This is a genomic window from Candidatus Baltobacteraceae bacterium (genome assembly GCA_036559195.1).
GTDB lineage: Bacteria > Vulcanimicrobiota > Vulcanimicrobiia > Vulcanimicrobiales > Vulcanimicrobiaceae > JALYTZ01.
This window is the reverse complement of record DATBTN010000071.1, coordinates 1-14,780: the sequence shown is the minus strand read 5'-3', so window position 1 is coordinate 14,780 and position 14,780 is coordinate 1. Positions and strand designations below refer to the sequence as shown.

At 63.1% G+C, this 14,780-nt stretch carries 14 protein-coding genes; 5 read left to right on the top strand and 9 right to left on the bottom strand.

Annotated elements, in window-relative coordinates; genetic code table 11:
• The 5 genes from VIG32_11625 to cmk all read right to left on the bottom strand — a co-directional run.
• On the bottom strand, nt 1-381 hold a 381-nt coding region (locus tag VIG32_11625; protein HEY8298658.1), incomplete at its 3' end, for a hypothetical protein.
• The gene (locus VIG32_11620) at nt 378-1,280 is read right to left on the bottom strand and encodes a polyprenyl synthetase family protein (protein HEY8298657.1); all 903 of its coding nucleotides are present in this window, start codon (nt 1,278-1,280) and stop codon (nt 378-380) included. The genes VIG32_11620 and VIG32_11625, both read right to left, overlap by 4 nt.
• Before the next feature lie 64 nt (nt 1,281-1,344).
• The gene (gene ispH, locus VIG32_11615) at nt 1,345-2,187 is read right to left on the bottom strand and encodes a 4-hydroxy-3-methylbut-2-enyl diphosphate reductase (protein HEY8298656.1); all 843 of its coding nucleotides are present in this window, start codon (nt 2,185-2,187) and stop codon (nt 1,345-1,347) included.
• Nucleotides 2,177-2,770: a lysophospholipid acyltransferase family protein gene (locus VIG32_11610; GenBank protein HEY8298655.1), complete on the bottom strand. Its 594-nt coding sequence runs from the start codon at nt 2,768-2,770 to the stop codon at nt 2,177-2,179. Before VIG32_11610 ends, ispH begins: the two co-directional genes overlap by 11 nt.
• Nucleotides 2,767-3,453 (bottom strand): (d)CMP kinase, encoded by a 687-nt coding sequence (cmk, locus tag VIG32_11605; protein HEY8298654.1) that lies wholly within the window; start codon nt 3,451-3,453, stop codon nt 2,767-2,769. Before cmk ends, VIG32_11610 begins: the two co-directional genes overlap by 4 nt.
• A gap of 81 nt (nt 3,454-3,534) precedes the next feature.
• On the opposite strand from cmk, the gene radA reads away from it, so the two are divergent.
• From radA to VIG32_11580, 5 genes are read left to right on the top strand one after another with little or no spacing between them, the layout of a single operon-like run.
• On the top strand, nt 3,535-4,872 hold the full coding sequence (gene radA / locus VIG32_11600) for a DNA repair protein RadA (GenBank protein HEY8298653.1): 1,338 nt from the start codon (nt 3,535-3,537) through the stop codon (nt 4,870-4,872).
• Entirely contained in the window at nt 4,830-5,729 is a 900-nt protein-coding gene (ftcD, locus tag VIG32_11595) for a glutamate formimidoyltransferase (protein HEY8298652.1), read from the top strand. The genes radA and ftcD overlap by 43 nt, the downstream gene beginning before the upstream one ends.
• The gene (locus VIG32_11590; GenBank protein ID HEY8298651.1) at nt 5,726-6,199 is read left to right on the top strand and encodes a DUF1003 domain-containing protein; all 474 of its coding nucleotides are present in this window, start codon (nt 5,726-5,728) and stop codon (nt 6,197-6,199) included. Before ftcD ends, VIG32_11590 begins: the two co-directional genes overlap by 4 nt.
• Before the next feature lie 58 nt (nt 6,200-6,257).
• On the top strand, nt 6,258-8,954 hold the full coding sequence (locus VIG32_11585) for a pitrilysin family protein (GenBank protein HEY8298650.1): 2,697 nt from the start codon (nt 6,258-6,260) through the stop codon (nt 8,952-8,954).
• Between the two features lie 19 nt (nt 8,955-8,973).
• Nucleotides 8,974-10,353, top strand: coding sequence for an NAD-dependent succinate-semialdehyde dehydrogenase (locus VIG32_11580; GenBank protein ID HEY8298649.1), 1,380 nt, complete (start codon nt 8,974-8,976; stop codon nt 10,351-10,353).
• Here the strand turns inward: VIG32_11580 and VIG32_11575 are convergent.
• The 4 genes from VIG32_11575 to VIG32_11560 form a co-directional block, all read right to left on the bottom strand.
• Complete coding sequence (locus tag VIG32_11575; GenBank protein HEY8298648.1) at nt 10,350-11,486, bottom strand: pyridoxal phosphate-dependent aminotransferase; 1,137 nt, start codon at nt 11,484-11,486, stop codon at nt 10,350-10,352. The genes VIG32_11580 and VIG32_11575 overlap by 4 nt on opposite strands.
• Entirely contained in the window at nt 11,483-12,319 is an 837-nt protein-coding gene (locus VIG32_11570) for a 2,3,4,5-tetrahydropyridine-2,6-dicarboxylate N-succinyltransferase (GenBank protein HEY8298647.1), read from the bottom strand. Before VIG32_11570 ends, VIG32_11575 begins: the two co-directional genes overlap by 4 nt.
• Before the next feature lie 172 nt (nt 12,320-12,491).
• Complete coding sequence (locus VIG32_11565) at nt 12,492-13,043, bottom strand: hypothetical protein (protein ID HEY8298646.1); 552 nt, start codon at nt 13,041-13,043, stop codon at nt 12,492-12,494.
• Nucleotides 13,044-13,263: 220 nt separating this feature from the next.
• Nucleotides 13,264-13,911 carry a hypothetical protein gene (locus VIG32_11560; protein HEY8298645.1) on the bottom strand — a complete coding sequence of 216 codons (648 nt, stop codon included), beginning with the start codon at nt 13,909-13,911 and terminating at the stop codon, nt 13,264-13,266.
• Between the last annotated feature and the right edge of the window lie 869 nt (nt 13,912-14,780).

The following is a 14,780-nucleotide window of genomic DNA, read 5'->3' as shown; positions in this document are numbered from 1 at the left end:
CCGGCGCACGAGCGCGTAGAGCACCGCACCATCCACGAGATCCATCGCAATCGCCGGAAGTTTGCTCAGGCGCCCGAGCAACTCGTAATCGTGCGACCACGGGCCGAGCAGCGAAAAGACGTGACCGATAAACCACAAGACGTAGAAATAGCCCGGCGGATAATCGGCAAAGCTGGTCGCGTTATAGAACTGCGAAAACGGATGGGCATTGAGCGAGAGCGCCCAGGCCTCGTAGGTTACGATATCGTTTTTGAAGCCTTGATTCCCGATAAAGAGCAGCCGCACGAGTAGTCCCACGGCGAGAATGCCCCAGAACGTCCACGGAACGCTCGCCGCGTCGTCGCGCAGCGGCTGCGCGCGCAGTTCCGCCTTCGTGCTCATTTCGACGGGCCTCCGATTTGTAGTGAATCGATGAGAAAATTGCGGACCTCGACGGCGGGATGACGCTCGACCGCCGCCAGATGCTCTTCGACCGCACGATTCGCGGCCTCTCTCGCGCCGAGTTCGTCGAGCGCGTCGATGACGCGGGCGACCGTTTGGGGCTCCAGCGATTCGCGCCGCTCGTAGGCGGCGGCCACCAGGTCCCGTGCCGGCGAACGCGGACCTCCCAGCGCCCATACGACCGGGTAGCTCCACTTGCGCCGCGCGATATCGTTCGCTACGACTTTGCCCGTCGCATCGGTCGAGCCCCACACGCCCAAGACGTCGTCGCGAATTTGAAAGGCGAGCCCGTACTCCCAGCCGAGCGCGCGATAGCCTCGCACGACCGCATCGTCGCACGGAGCGCAGAGGGCGCCCATCTCGCACGCCGCCGCAAAGAGTGCCGCCGTCTTCGAGCCGATCATGGTGAAATAGTCATCGCGACTCACGCTGCTCGCCGTTTCGAACGCCAGGTCGAGCGACTGCCCGTCGCACATTACGGCGTGAGCTTCGTGCAGCGCGCGAACCAATCGCACGACGCGGCCCGCATCGTGCGACGATGTCGCGCGCACGAGCGAAAGAAAACTTATCGCGCAGAGTCCGTCGCCGGCGTTGATCGCTTGCGGGATTCCGTAGACCGACCAGAGCGTGCGGCGGCCGTGGCGAAGTTCGTCACCGTCTTCGATATCGTCGTGAACGAGCGAATAGTTGTGCAGCAACTCGATCGCCGCCGCCGCATCGAGCGCGGCTTCGACTGCGGCGCCCTGGGCGAGCGCGACGCGCAGCAGCAGCTGCGGCCGCAGTCGCTTGCCGCGGCGCGCCGGCCCGAACGCGCCATAGCCGAAATGGTACGAAAGCATATCGGAGACCTGTGAGGATCCCCGATGCTGCGCGATGGATTCTTCGAGGCGCGCCTCGAAGCGATCAGACGGCCAAACGAGAGAGTTCCTCCATTTTGCCGGCGACTTCGTCGACGAGCCAGCCGGGCGTGGACGCACCCGACATCAACCCGGCAACGCTTACGCCGCCGAACCAATCGGCTTGCAGTTCCTGCGGCCCTTCGATGTGATAGGCTCGCGTACCGTTCATCTCGGCAAGCTCCGCCAAATGCTTGGTATTCGCCGACGTCTTGCCGCCGACGACGACCATGATGTCGACCTCTTTGGCAAGATCGATCGCCGCGCTCTGACGATTGTTCGTATCCGTGCAAATCGTGTTGACCGAACGTACTTCGTAGTATTTCAACGTCAGCGCCTTAACGATGTCCGTGAAGCGCTCGCGCGAATACGTCGATTGCACGACCACGCCCACTTTGCTCCCGCGCGGAAGTTTGTCGACGTCTTGCACCGTCTCGATGCACCACGCGCCGGGCACGTGGCTGAGCGTTCCCTTGACTTCGGGATGGTTCGGATCGCCGACGACGATGATCTTGTATCCATCGGCTTTGAGCTTCTCGGCCTGCACGTGAATCTTGGTTACCATCGGACAGGTGGCGTCGATAATCTCGAGCCCCTTCGCCTGCGCGCGCTCGAACACGTCGATCGGCAGGCCGTGGGCGCGTACGAAGAGCGCGCCGGAGTCGACGTCGTCGATGGAGCTGGCATTTTTGAGACCGCGGCTTGCGAGGGACTCGACCATTTGCGGATTGTGCACGACGTTGCCAAGCGACGTCACGTCGTCGCGTGCCGCGATCGCTTCTTCCGCCTTCTTGACCGTGATCGCCACGCCGAAGCAGAATCCCTGAACTTTCGCTTTCTTAATTTCCATCGAGTCTCTCCGCAAGCGAGCGAATTTCGCTCATCACCTGCTCGGTGAACTTCGCCATCTCTTCGCGCGTGGCTTTCCGATTCGCCGGAAGTGCGAGCGGCGGCCCGAAAGCGACTTTTATCTGATGCAGGGCTTTGGCCCGATCGCCGCCCACGACGCACGCGGGCACGACCGGAGCCGTGGCGAGCGAGGCAAGCAGCGCCACACCCTGGCGCGCCGCTTCCGAGCCGTCGCGATTGCGGGTTCCCTCGGGAAATATACCGATGCACCCGCCGGCGCGCAACACGTCGACCGAGCGGCGGATCGCGGCCATCGGCGTCCCCGTGCGATCGACCGGATAGGCTCCGAACGACGCGATCATCGGGCCGAGCACCGGGATATCGAAAAGTTCTTTTTTGGCCATGTAGCGCACGCGCCGCGGCGACGCCGTTCCGAGTGCCGGCGGATCCAGGTACGAGCGGTGATTGCAGGCGATGATTACCGGGCCGGTTCGCGGCACGTTCTCCCTACCGCTCACGCGCATTCGCCAGATCCCGCCCAGCAGCGGCCACAGGATCGCCTTCGCAATGTCGTACGAGATCACACGGCTACGCGCTCGACTATTTCGTAGATCGCATCGACGACTTGTTCGACCGATCGATCGCTCGAGTCGATTTCGTGCGCGTCCTGCGCCTTGCGCAGCGGCGAATTCGCGCGTTCCTTATCGAGGCGGTCGCGCTCCTCGATTTCTTGCGAGAGTTCGTGCGCGTCGACATCGACGCCCGAACGCTCCAACTGCATGCGTCGCCGTTCGACGCGCGCTCGCACGGATGCCGTTAGAAAGATCTTTACGGGTGCGTCGGGCAGCACGACCGTCCCGATGTCACGGCCGGCCATCACGACCGGGCCTGCCTGCGCGATGCGCCGCTGCTCGCGAACCATCGCTTCGCGCACGAGCGCGTGTGCCGCCACGATCGAAACGACCGCCGTTACCTCGTTCGATTCGAGTTGCTCCGCTCCGAGTTCGGTCGCGCCCGCGAGCACGCGAAAGCCGATCGGCGCGTCGCGATCGAGCCGAATCGTGATGCGCTGCGTCTGGCAGAGATGCACGAGCGCGTCTTGGTTATCGACGTGCGTTTGCGTGTGCAGCGCGAGCCAGGCTAGCGCGCGATACATCGCCCCGGTATCGAGGTAGAGCATCTGCAGGCGGTCCGCGAGACGGCGCGCGACGGTCGTTTTGCCCGAAGCGGCCGGCCCGTCGATGGCGATCTGGATATGTGGAGGCACGCTGGCGCCATTTCTGCCCCCCGGTGCCAAAGCATTTTGCGCCGCCAGGGAAGCCCGTGCTCGGAGCGCCAACTCCCGCTCGTGGCCAAACCTCGATCCGTCTATTTTTGTTCGGCGTGCGGTTTCGAATCGCCGCGGTGGCTCGGGCGCTGCCCGCAATGCGAAGCCTGGAATTCGTTTGACGAACGAGCCATGCGCGTTGCCGCCGCCCGGCCGTCGTCGACACCCGCGCGCCCGGGCGCGGCGGGGCCCGTGCAATTACACGAAATCGACAGCGCGCGCGTGGCGCGCGAGCGAACCGGCATGCCGGAGTTCGACGCGGTCCTGGGAGGCGGGATCGTTCCGGGCAGTCTCACGCTCATCGGCGGGCCGCCGGGCGCGGGCAAATCGACGCTGCTGCTGCAGATCGCCGCGCAGCTTACCGGCAGCGGCGCGCCGGTCGTCTACGTATGCGGCGAAGAGTCGGCCGCGCAAGTCAAACTGCGCGCGCAGCGCTTGGAGCTGTGGCAAAACGAGAACGACGCGAACGATCTGCTCGTGTATCCGGAGACGAATCTGCGCGCCGTGCTCGACGAACTCGAGCGGCGCGCCCCCAAGGCGCTCGTCGTCGATTCGATTCAGACCGTGTGGCTGCCGGAGGCCGAGGCCTATGCCGGCAGCGTCACGCAGATTCGCGATTGCACGCAAGCGCTCATGGAGTTCGCCAAACGCACCGGCTGCGCGACCTTCATCGTCGGACACGTAACCAAAGACGGCACGATCGCCGGCCCGCGACTGCTCGAACACCTCGTGGATACGGTTCTGTATTTCGAAGGCGAGGCGAGCGGTGAATACCGCATCCTGCGCGCGTACAAGAATCGTTTCGGTTCCGTGGACGAGATCTGCGTCTTCGCAATGGGCACCGGCGGCCTGCGCGAGATCGCGAATCCATCGGAGCTCTTCCTTTCGGGGCGCACCGCGCGGCCGAGTGGCTCGTGCGTCGTGGCTTCGATCGTCGGCTCGCGTCCGGTCCTTATCGAAGTGCAGGCGCTCGTCGGCGAGACGAGTTATGGCACGCCGCGCAGGCTCGCAAATAATTTAGATCAAGCTCGGCTGGCGATGGTGCTCGCCGTACTCGAGCGGCGGGCCGGCATGCAGCTCGGTACGCACGACGTCTACGCCTCGGTCGCGGGCGGCCTGCGCGTCAACGAACCGGCCGCCGATTTGGGCATCGCGCTTGCGATCGCGTCGTCGTTTCGGAATCGCCCGCTGCCGCCGGATGCCGTGGCCTTCGGCGAACTCGGACTCTCCGGCGAAGTGCGCGTGGTTAACGCGAGCGCGCGGCGCATCGCCGAAGCCAACAAGCTCGGCTACCGTACGATCTACACGCCGCAGAATTGCGGCGATATCGCCGCGGCCATCGCGCTCGCGCTCGGGTGATGCTCTTCGAGAGCGTTCCGAATATCTCCGACGGGCGCGATTACGCGATCGTTGAGGCCTGCGTCCGCGCGGTCGAGTCGGCCGGGGCGCGGGTGCTGCACCGCACGAGCGATCCGATTCACAACCGCAGCGTCTTCACGATCGTCGGCGAGTATTCGACGATGCGCGACGCGAGTCTGGCGCTTGCGGGCGCGACGCTCGAACGCGTCGACCTGCGCGCGCACGCGGGCGTTCATCCGCGCATCGGATCGCTCGACGTGCTGCCGTTCGTGCCGCTGCGCGAAGCCTCGATGGACGACGCGGTGCGGCTCGCCCGTGAAACGGCGCAGGCGATTTGGGAGCGTTGGCGCGTTCCGTCGTTTCTCTACGGGGAAGCGGCGGCGACGCCGCTGCGGCGCAACCTCGCGGCGGTTCGCCAGGGCCAATTCGAAGGGCTCGATGCGCGCTTCGAGCGGCCCGAATGGAAGCCGGATTTCGGCGACGTTGCCAAGCACGTCAGCGCCGGTGCGATCGCGATCGGCGCGCGCGCGCTGCTCGTGGCCTTCAACGTCGAGTTGGACACGGGCGATCTCGCGCTCGCAAAACGTATCGCGCGCACGATTCGCGAGCGCGACGGCGGCCTGCGCACGCTCAAGGCACTCGGACTTCGATTGAGCGACGGGCTGGTTCAAGTCTCGCTGAATATCACCGATTTTCGCGCGACCCCCCTCTACCGCGTCGTCGAGACGATTCGCGCGCTCGCCGGTGCCCACGGGGTCGGCATCGTCCGGTCGGAATTGATCGGTTGCATCCCCTACGAAGCGGTCGAAGCCGCGGCCGACTATTACTTAGGAGTAGACTCCGGAGGAGCACGATGAATCAGGCAGCCGCGCACAAACCTTTAACCGCCGATCAAGTCGAGAACCACCCGCTCGTCGACGACGTCAACGCCATGCACAGCGAGCAGCTTTCGCCGATCGAGCGCTTCTGCAAACGGGTCGCCGATGCAACGGGCGCGCCGGCCGCACTGATGCTTGCGATCGTGGTTCAATTGATCTGGATCGCCTTCGGCACGCTCACGCATTGGGATCCGTTCCCATTCGTCTTCCTTCTTACCGTCTCCAACGTCGTGCAGCTGATCCTGATCTTCGTCATCGCCGTCGCGCAGCGCCAATCGGGCGAGCACGCCGAACTTCGCGCCGAAGCCGACCACGACAACATCTCGCGGTTGCTCTACCATCAGCAGGTTCAAGAGCAATTGCTCCTGCGGCTCGCCGAGCACAGCGGCCTCGAACTGCCCGACCTGCGCGCCGCCGTCGCCGCCCTCGAGCATCCCGCCGCGCCCTAAAGAGTCGCGCGCTTCACAGCGGCGAAGGAGGTTGGGCCGCTATCGTTATGGAGTGTCGATGAAACGCCTCACCGTCTTTCTTTTATGCCTGCTCTTCGTAGGCCGGCCGGCCTTCGTCTCCGCCCAGAGTCAACTCGACTCCGGTGCCGGCGATCGCGGCGTCTATCAAACCAAGCTAGCCGACGGCCTGCGGGTGGTCGTCGTTGAGGATCACGCGGCCCCCGTCGTTCAGACTTCGATGTGGTATCGCTTCGGCTCGCTGTATGAAACGCCCGGAAAGACCGGGCTCGCGCACGGGCTCGAACACATGATGTTTCGCGGTACGAAAGATCTCTCGGCCGGCGGCCTCGACGACATTACCGCGCGGCTAGGCGCGCAGGTCAACGGCCAGACGGATTACGATTATACGAATTTCTATTTCGTCACGCCGTCGGATAAATATCCGGTCGCCGTCGCGATCGAGGCGGATCGCATGAAAAACCTCGCCTTGCGGCCGGCGGACTGGAGCATCGAAAAGCGCGCGGTCCTCAACGAGATCGACGGCGATCAATCCTCGCCGTTTTTTAATCTGCTCTCCCGCGTGCGCGCGGCCGCCTATCCGGGTTTGCCCGCGGGCCGTACGCCGATCGGCGTGCGCTCCGACGTCGTCGCTTCCACGGCGGCCGATATCGCAAAGTACTATCACGAGTGGTACGCGCCGAACAACGCCGCGCTCGTCGTCTCGGGTGACGTCGATCACAACGCGGTCTTCGCACTCGCGGCGCGCGATTTCGGAAAGATCTCAGCGCGCACGCTGCCGGCCCATCGCTTCGTTCACCCGGTGGCGGCGACGGGCAAGACGGTCGAGGCACAGTTTCCGTTCCCCTTCGAAGTGCTCGATCTCGCGTACGCCGTTCCCGGCGATACGGAACCCGGCGAGCCCGCCGTCAGCACGCTCTCGTCGCTGATTTCCAACGAGCGCGGCCCGTTCTATCAAGCGCTCGTAGAAACCAACGTGGCCCTCGGTATCGAAGCCAACGCCGATACGCAGCTGCGCGGCGGGCTGATGAACGTCTTCGTGATCCTCAATCCGGGCCACACCGGCAGCGAAGCTCAAACCATCTTTCAAACGACGATGGATCGCGTCCTCAAAGACGGCTTCGCGCCCGATCTGGTCGCCGCGGCGAAGAATCAAACGATCGCGCAACGCGCCTACACGGCCGACTCGATCAGCGGCTTCGGCGATTTGGTCGGTTATACGTACGGCGTCGTCGGCGAGAAAGTCGGCAGCGAAGACGCGCGCTTGAGCGCGCTGACCGGTGCCGATCTCCTGGCCGCGGCGCGAACCTATCTGGCCAAACCCAACGTCGTCGGACACTTGAGTCCCAACGATCAGCCGCAGCGAGGCTCGTCGCAAAAAACGAGCGCCGCAGCCACCGATAATTTCAGCTCGCGTATTCCCAATGGCCCGATCGTCGAACCCGCCGCGCTCAAAGCTGCGGTGGAAAAACCGACCACCGCCCGCAGCAAGCTCGATCCCGTTCGGTTCACGTTGCCGAACGGCCTAACGGTGATCGTGCAGGAAAAGCGCGACCGTCCCACCGTGTATATCAGCGGGTCGATCGCCCAATCGCCGGCGGCCGAACCGGCCGGCAAAGAAGGTCTCGTGCGCCTCGCCTCGACCGTCGCCGATTTCGGTAGCGCGCAGTACGATTTCACGCAACTGCGCAAAGCGACCGACGATATCGGCGCGTCCGTCGGCCTCGGACAAACCTTCTCGGCGCACGGCTTCGCGCGCGATTTTAACACGCTGCTCGGCATTCTGGCCGATGGTGAAGAGCATCCGACCTTTCCCGAGAAATGGTTGACGCTGCAGCGCGACCAACTCGCCAACAGCATCACCACCGAGAACAGCATCTCGGGCGTCACGATCCAACGCGCGTATCTGCAACGGCTGCTCTCACCCGAAGATCCGGGCCTGCGTTTCGCCACATCGCTCTCGGTTGCGGGAATAACGCGCGACGATTTGCTGGCCTACGCGAAGACCTACTGGCGCCCCGATCTCACGACGATCGCGATCGTGGGCGACGTCACGCCGCAACAAGTCCGCACCGGCATCGAGCGTGCCTTCGGCAGTTGGCAGAATGTCGGTCCCAAGCCGGATGCCGCACAGCTGCCGCTGCCGCCCGCGCACAGCGCCCACGCCTACGTCGGTACTGCCGCCAATCAAGTCTTCGTGCAACTCGGCCAGCCCGCGATCGCGCGCTCCAATCCCGATTACTACGCCTTCGATCTGATGAGCCAAATCATCGGCGGCGCCGGCTTCTTCGAATCGCGCCTCTGGCAAGAGTTGCGTCAAAAACGCGGACTGGTCTATAGCGTGAGCACGACGTTCAAAGCCGATCGCGACCGCGGGGACTTCGAGATCGAGATGAGCGCGGCGCCCGACAAGGTCGTGCCCGCGGTGCGCATCGTTCGCGACGAACTCCTGCGACTGCAAAAAACGCCGGTGACCGCAACGGAGCTTGGGGAAGCCAAGACGCGCGTCGTCTCCGAGGCGCTGCTCGCGCAAGAGTCGGCGAGTTCGCAGGTAGACGAACTGCTCGACACGTCGATCCACAATTTGCCTACGGACTACTACGCCACGCTCAACGATCGCTACGCGCGCATCACGCCCGCCGATATCGAACGCGTCGCCAAGAAGTACCTGCGGCCCGACGCGTTGATTCAAATCTATTCCGGACCGAGCGGACCCTGGGCAATGCGCGGACTCTAAAAACGGGTAGAGAGGCTCCATGGCACAGATCGTCACGATCGATCCGACATCGACTCGAGAACTCGAACGCTTCGATTACACAACCCCCCAGGATGCCGGACGCGCGCTCGATCGTGCGCGCGCGGCATTTGCGCAGTGGCGCAGCGCGGCATTCGCCGATCGCGCCACGGTCTTGCGGGGCGCGGCGCAGCGCCTGCGCGCGCGATCGGGGGACCTCGCCGAGATCGCCGTGCGCGAGATGGGCAAACCGATTCTGCAGGCGCGGGCCGAGGTGGAGAAATGCGCGAGCGGCTGCGAGTATTTCGCGGAAAACGCCGAACGTTTTTTAAGCGACGAAACGGTCGCGAGCAACGCCGCTCTGAGTTACGTCGCTTTTCGGCCGCTCGGCGCGATTCTTGCGATCATGCCCTGGAACTTTCCTTACTGGCAGGTCTTCCGAGCTGCGGCACCCGCGTTGATGGCCGGCAACGTCATGCTGCTCAAGCACGCCTCCAACACGACGCGCTGCGCGCTCGAAATCGAACGCATCTTTACCGAAGCGGGCGCGCCTGAGGGCGTTTTCACGACGCTGCTCTTGACCGGCGCGCGCGCGACCGAACTCGTCTCCGACGAACGCATCGCGGCGGTGACCCTCACGGGAAGCGAGGGCGCCGGCATCTCGGTCGCTGCCGCAGCCGGCAACGTCTTAAAGAAGTGCGTGCTCGAACTGGGCGGCTCGGATCCGTTCGTGGTGCTGGCAGACGCGGATATCGACCGCGCCGTCGAGGTCGCCGTGACCGCTCGCTTTCAAAACAACGGACAGAGCTGCATCGCCGCTAAACGCTTCATCGTTGAGGACCGCATCTACGATCGTTTCGTCACCCAATTCGGTGACGCGTCGGCAAAGCAGGTTGTTGGAAACCCGCTGGACGAGAGCACCCAACTCGGTCCGTGCGCCCGCGACGATCTGCGCGCGAGTCTGCGGGAACAAATCGCGGAATCGGTCGCCGGCGGCGCCCGCATCGTCACGGGCGGCCATCCGATCGATCGTGAGGGCTTCTTCTTCGAGCCAACCGTCGTCGCCGACGTCGTCCCCGGCATGCCGATGTTCGATCGCGAGACGTTTGGACCGGCGGCCGCCGTGGTGCGTGCGCGCGACGAGCGGCACGCCATCGAGCTTGCCAATCAAAGCTCGTTTGGACTGGGATCGAATCTCTGGACGAGCGATCTCGATCGTGCGCGCCGCCTCGCCGCGGAGATCGAAAGCGGCGCCTGCTTCATCAACGGAATGGTCGCAAGCGATCCGCGGCTGCCCTTCGGCGGCGTCAAACGCTCCGGTTACGGACGCGAACTCTCCGCGTTCGGCATCCGCGAGTTCGTCAACGTCCAGACGGTTTGGATCGGCCCCGCAAAGAACTAGCCCGACGCGCCGGCGCAGAACGCGGCGATTCGGCGAATTCCCTCGCGTACGTCGTCGATCGGGGCGACCCAGCTCAAACGCAGCCACGGCGCGAACGACGGGCCGAACGCGCTCCCCGGAATGGCGATAACGTCGTGCTCGTCGGCGAGCCGATGCGCGGCCGCCAGCGAGTCGATGCCATCGGGCAAGCGCACGCACGCATAGAAACTTCCGTCGGGTTCGATGAATCGCAAACCGCTCGCGCGCAGCGCTTCCACCACGTCGTGGTGCTGGCGGATGTACCACGGCGCGTGTTCCGCGAGCCCGCCCGGCCGCGCGAAGATGTCGAGCGCGACCTGTTGGGCGAACGTATCGGCGCACGACGTGATCCACGCATGCACTTTGATGATGGATGCCGTAACGGGCGCCGGGGCTAAACTCCAGCCCAAGCGCAAGCCCGTCAGCGCGTTGCTCTTGCTCACCGAGTTGGTCACGATCGTGTGCGGATAAACGCGCGCGAAATACCCGGCGTCCTCTACGTAGGTTTGTTCGCGATAAATTTCGTCGTGAATCACCCAAACGGGCTCCCCGCCACGCGCGAGCAGCCCGGCGGCGACGCGCTCGACGGCGGCGCGTGCGATGACCCGCCCCGTCGGATTGCAGGGCGAGCAAATGACGACTGCCCGCGTCCGTTCGCTCACGGCGGCGAGGATGCGTTCGGCATCGTAGGCAAAATCGTCGGCCTCGAGCATGGCCACCGCGCGCACGGCGACCCCTTCAAGTTTCGCCATCTTCGCATACGACGGAAACGCCGGCTCGACCACCAGCAATTCGTCGCGCGCCGGATCGAGCACGGTTTTGAGGACCGCATACGTCGCCTCTTGCGATCCGGTCGTGATGCAGACGTTGTCGGCGGTGGTAAGCCCGGGGTAGCCGTAGTGCTCCGCGATCAGGCGTCGCAGTTCGCTGTCGCCGGCGTTTATCGTATAGTGAATACCGTGCTCGCGAACGTAACGCATAGCGGCCTCAAAATGCGCCGGATCCGGTCGCAGCGACGGCTCGCCCAACCCGAGGTCGAACGAACCGGGTTTACGTTTGGCAGCGATCTCGCGAATGAGCGAGCCCGAAATCTCGGCAACGCGCGGATTGATCATACCGCCACCTCGAAATCGCGCAGCGCCGCATTCAACGACGTCTTGCGGTCGGTCGATTCGCCGCGCGTACCGACGATCAAGGCACACGGCACCGCGTAGGTGCCCGCGGGAAACGCTTTCGGTATCGTTCCGGGGATGACGATCGCGCGCGGCGGGACGTACCCTTTGCTCGTTATCGCCTCGCTCGCGCGAACGTCCACGATCGGCGTGCTGGCGGTGAGCACGACACCCGCACCGAGCACGGCTTCGCGGCCGACGCGAACCCCTTCGACGACGATGCAGCGGGAGCCGACGAATGCCCCGTCTTCGACGATGACCGGCTGCGCCTGCGGCGGCTCGAGAACGCCGCCGATCCCCACCCCGCCTGAGAGATGGACGCCCTTGCCGATCTGCGCGCACGAGCCAACGGTCGCCCACGTATCGATCATCGATCCATCGTCAACGTACGCGCCGATGTTCACGTAACCGGGCATCAGAATCGCGTTACGGCCGAGAAAGCTCCCGTACCGGGCGACGCCCGGCGGCACGCAGCGGGCACCGAGCCGATCGTAGTTGGTCTTGGTCGGCAACTTGTCGTAGTATGCGGGCGCGTTGGATTGCTCGCCCGCCCCCGAGCGAATCCATTCGACATCGCGGCGCTGGAAATAGAGCAGAATCGCTTCTTTGATCCACGCATGCGTGACCCAGGCATCCCCGTCGGGTTCGCAGACGCGCAGACGCCCGTCGTCGAGCGCGGCGATCACGTCGTCCACGGCGCGCCCCGCCTCTCCCTTGACGGCGGCGGGCGTTGCGACGAGGGCTGCGATTGCCAAAGCAAGTTCCGTAGCGTTCACGGCTCCTCGCTTACGACCAGAAGCGCAAACTAACCCGCCTAGCGCCCCACAACGGTGTGCGCGCCCTTGCCATGGTGAGGTTGTCGGAACCATGTAGCGCGACTCACGCCGTCCTTCGACAGCTCAGGATGACAAAAAGGGGGGGTGAGCCCCGTCGGCGGACCGACAAGGTTCAGAATTTTTTATGGTTGCGGAGCCAATAGGCGATGTCGAGAGAAATCCGCGTCGTCAATCGGTCCAATATGACCGGCAGATCGGCGTCGTTCTTGAGGACGCTCTCCTCGTGAAAAGCCGCGGATTGGACTGAGCCGTGCATTATCCACGCATTAAGTACGAACGAGGGCTGGTTGGTGGCGATCGATTTCAGGTACAGCTGTTGCACGGTAATGATCGTCGCCTCTTTCGTGCAGGCGTTCACAGCGGGCTTGGTACTGTCGGCCCATTCTACCGCCTGCGCAAAACTCGACTTCAAATGCCTTTCTTCTTCGGCAGCTCCGGCAACGAGCGTCGGCGGAGCACCGGGTGGCAAAAACGTGATGCAAACCTCACCGCTGCTCGATGGTTGGTCGAAGGCAACTGCTCGCGCCGTCGCCAGGGCGAACAGCGCAAAAATTACGAGCCACACTGGGGTGCCCGGACTACGGTTCACGTAAGCCCGTCGCCTACTATGATGTGATTCCATTTCCGGAAGCTCGGGTTCACCTTCGACAATCTCCGTCTTCACGCAAGCCCTCCGTCCTTTATGCCGAATATTCTATCCCATCGGCCTCAGGTCCGGGCTCGAATCGGTTGCGTGCCCTTTGGGTAAGAGGTTAGGAGGGACTCAGCGAAGCGCTCTCGTCTCCCCCGCAATGCGCTGAAAGCGCACGACAGAAGAAAAGCTCGAGCCTTATCCCCTAACTGCTACCGACTGTAGCACCGCGCCACGCGTCCGAAGGCAGCCTCTAGCAGACAGGCTTTAACGCGGTTACTAGGTGCGTTGAAATATTCACTGAAAAATCAATGGTGGGATCACAACCCAACATAACTGTCGACTTGTTAGTGCTAGGCGCGAGCGTCGCCGACAGCGCGTTATACCCCTTCGGCCGGTATGCCACATAAACTATATCTGGCAAGTTCTCGTACGGGGTATTAATTTGTACCTCTAGCTCGCTGATTTCTCCGCTGGGCTTCCTAAGTGAGGATGATGACATAAACGCACTATTGCCGAGAACCAGCGCCGCAACGTACGTGCCGGGCAACTTCAAAGTTGCCTTGGATGACGCGCTAGGTAGGGTATTGGTCCGCGACACTTCACCGGATAGTGGCCTTACCCTAAACGTCGATTCCACTTTTAGCCCAGTTCGGGATTGTGACGACAACGTAATCTTGTATGAGTCGCCCGTTTTATCGATCGCAGCCGTGGATGCCCGGAGATAAGCTACGCTCGGGATGTCACCATTGAATTCTTGCTCGGCAGCGAGCGTAACGGCTTTCGCGGTAGTGCCGTCGATAACGGTTTTGTTGCTAAAGGTTTGCGCGGACGTCGCGGTCTGCAACAAGAGCGCAATCAAACAGGTTAAAAACGTACTCTGGTTACTGATTTTTTTCATGGCAGTAGGTGCCCTCCCAGCTACACGCGCCTGAGCCGTTTGCAAATGTTCCTTTTGAGTTTTCGGGATTCGTACCACTTGGAGCCGCTGGCTTGTAAGCATTGAAATGATCATTGTGCCGCATAACAGCTAGGTCTCCCGTGTTCGGTCCGATGTCGTTTGACTCACCCACGTAGGCCATTAAGCCATATGTGTCACGCTGTAATGAACTTTCCCCGGGCCAGAATATCAGCGAGCGGCTTACTAGATCGGACACGTCCTTCAAGCGCTTCGTAAGCTACGACGCCGGCAACTGCCAAGGGATCAAGTCGATAACGGCCCTCAGCCGGAGCAAGGTGGTTCGCGTTCCGATGAAGCCAGTAAAACACCAGGCATTGGGCGTTTCCGCCGGCTGGCGCATCCGCCAACATCCATGACAATCCTGCGTGATACGAGGCGACGACGAGAATGCGTATGCGGAATCGTGCAACCTCGAACGCGGGCACGCCACGAGCTTGGAACGCCCCTTAGCCCGATCGAAACCCGAAGATACTATCCCTGAATTCGCCTTAATCGGGCTCCAGAATCGCCCACCCAGACGCTTGCCATACGTAGCGGCAGCTGGACCGAATAAGAAGGCGCCCTACCTCTCAGAGCCCCTGGCGCGCAACAGTCGGCACCTCCTCTTGCCGAAGTAATCGCTTAGGCCCGCCTTGGGTAAGACTTAGCGGGGAGTCCGCGAAACGAAGTCGTCTCCCCCGCAATGCAAGCTTTCGCCCCGAGGAGAGACTGTGCCCAATACGCGCGAGGACGAGCAACGTATCAACGCGATCCGTTTTCTATCGGTGGATGCCGTGCAAAAGGCGAAATCCGGGCATCCCGGCATGCCG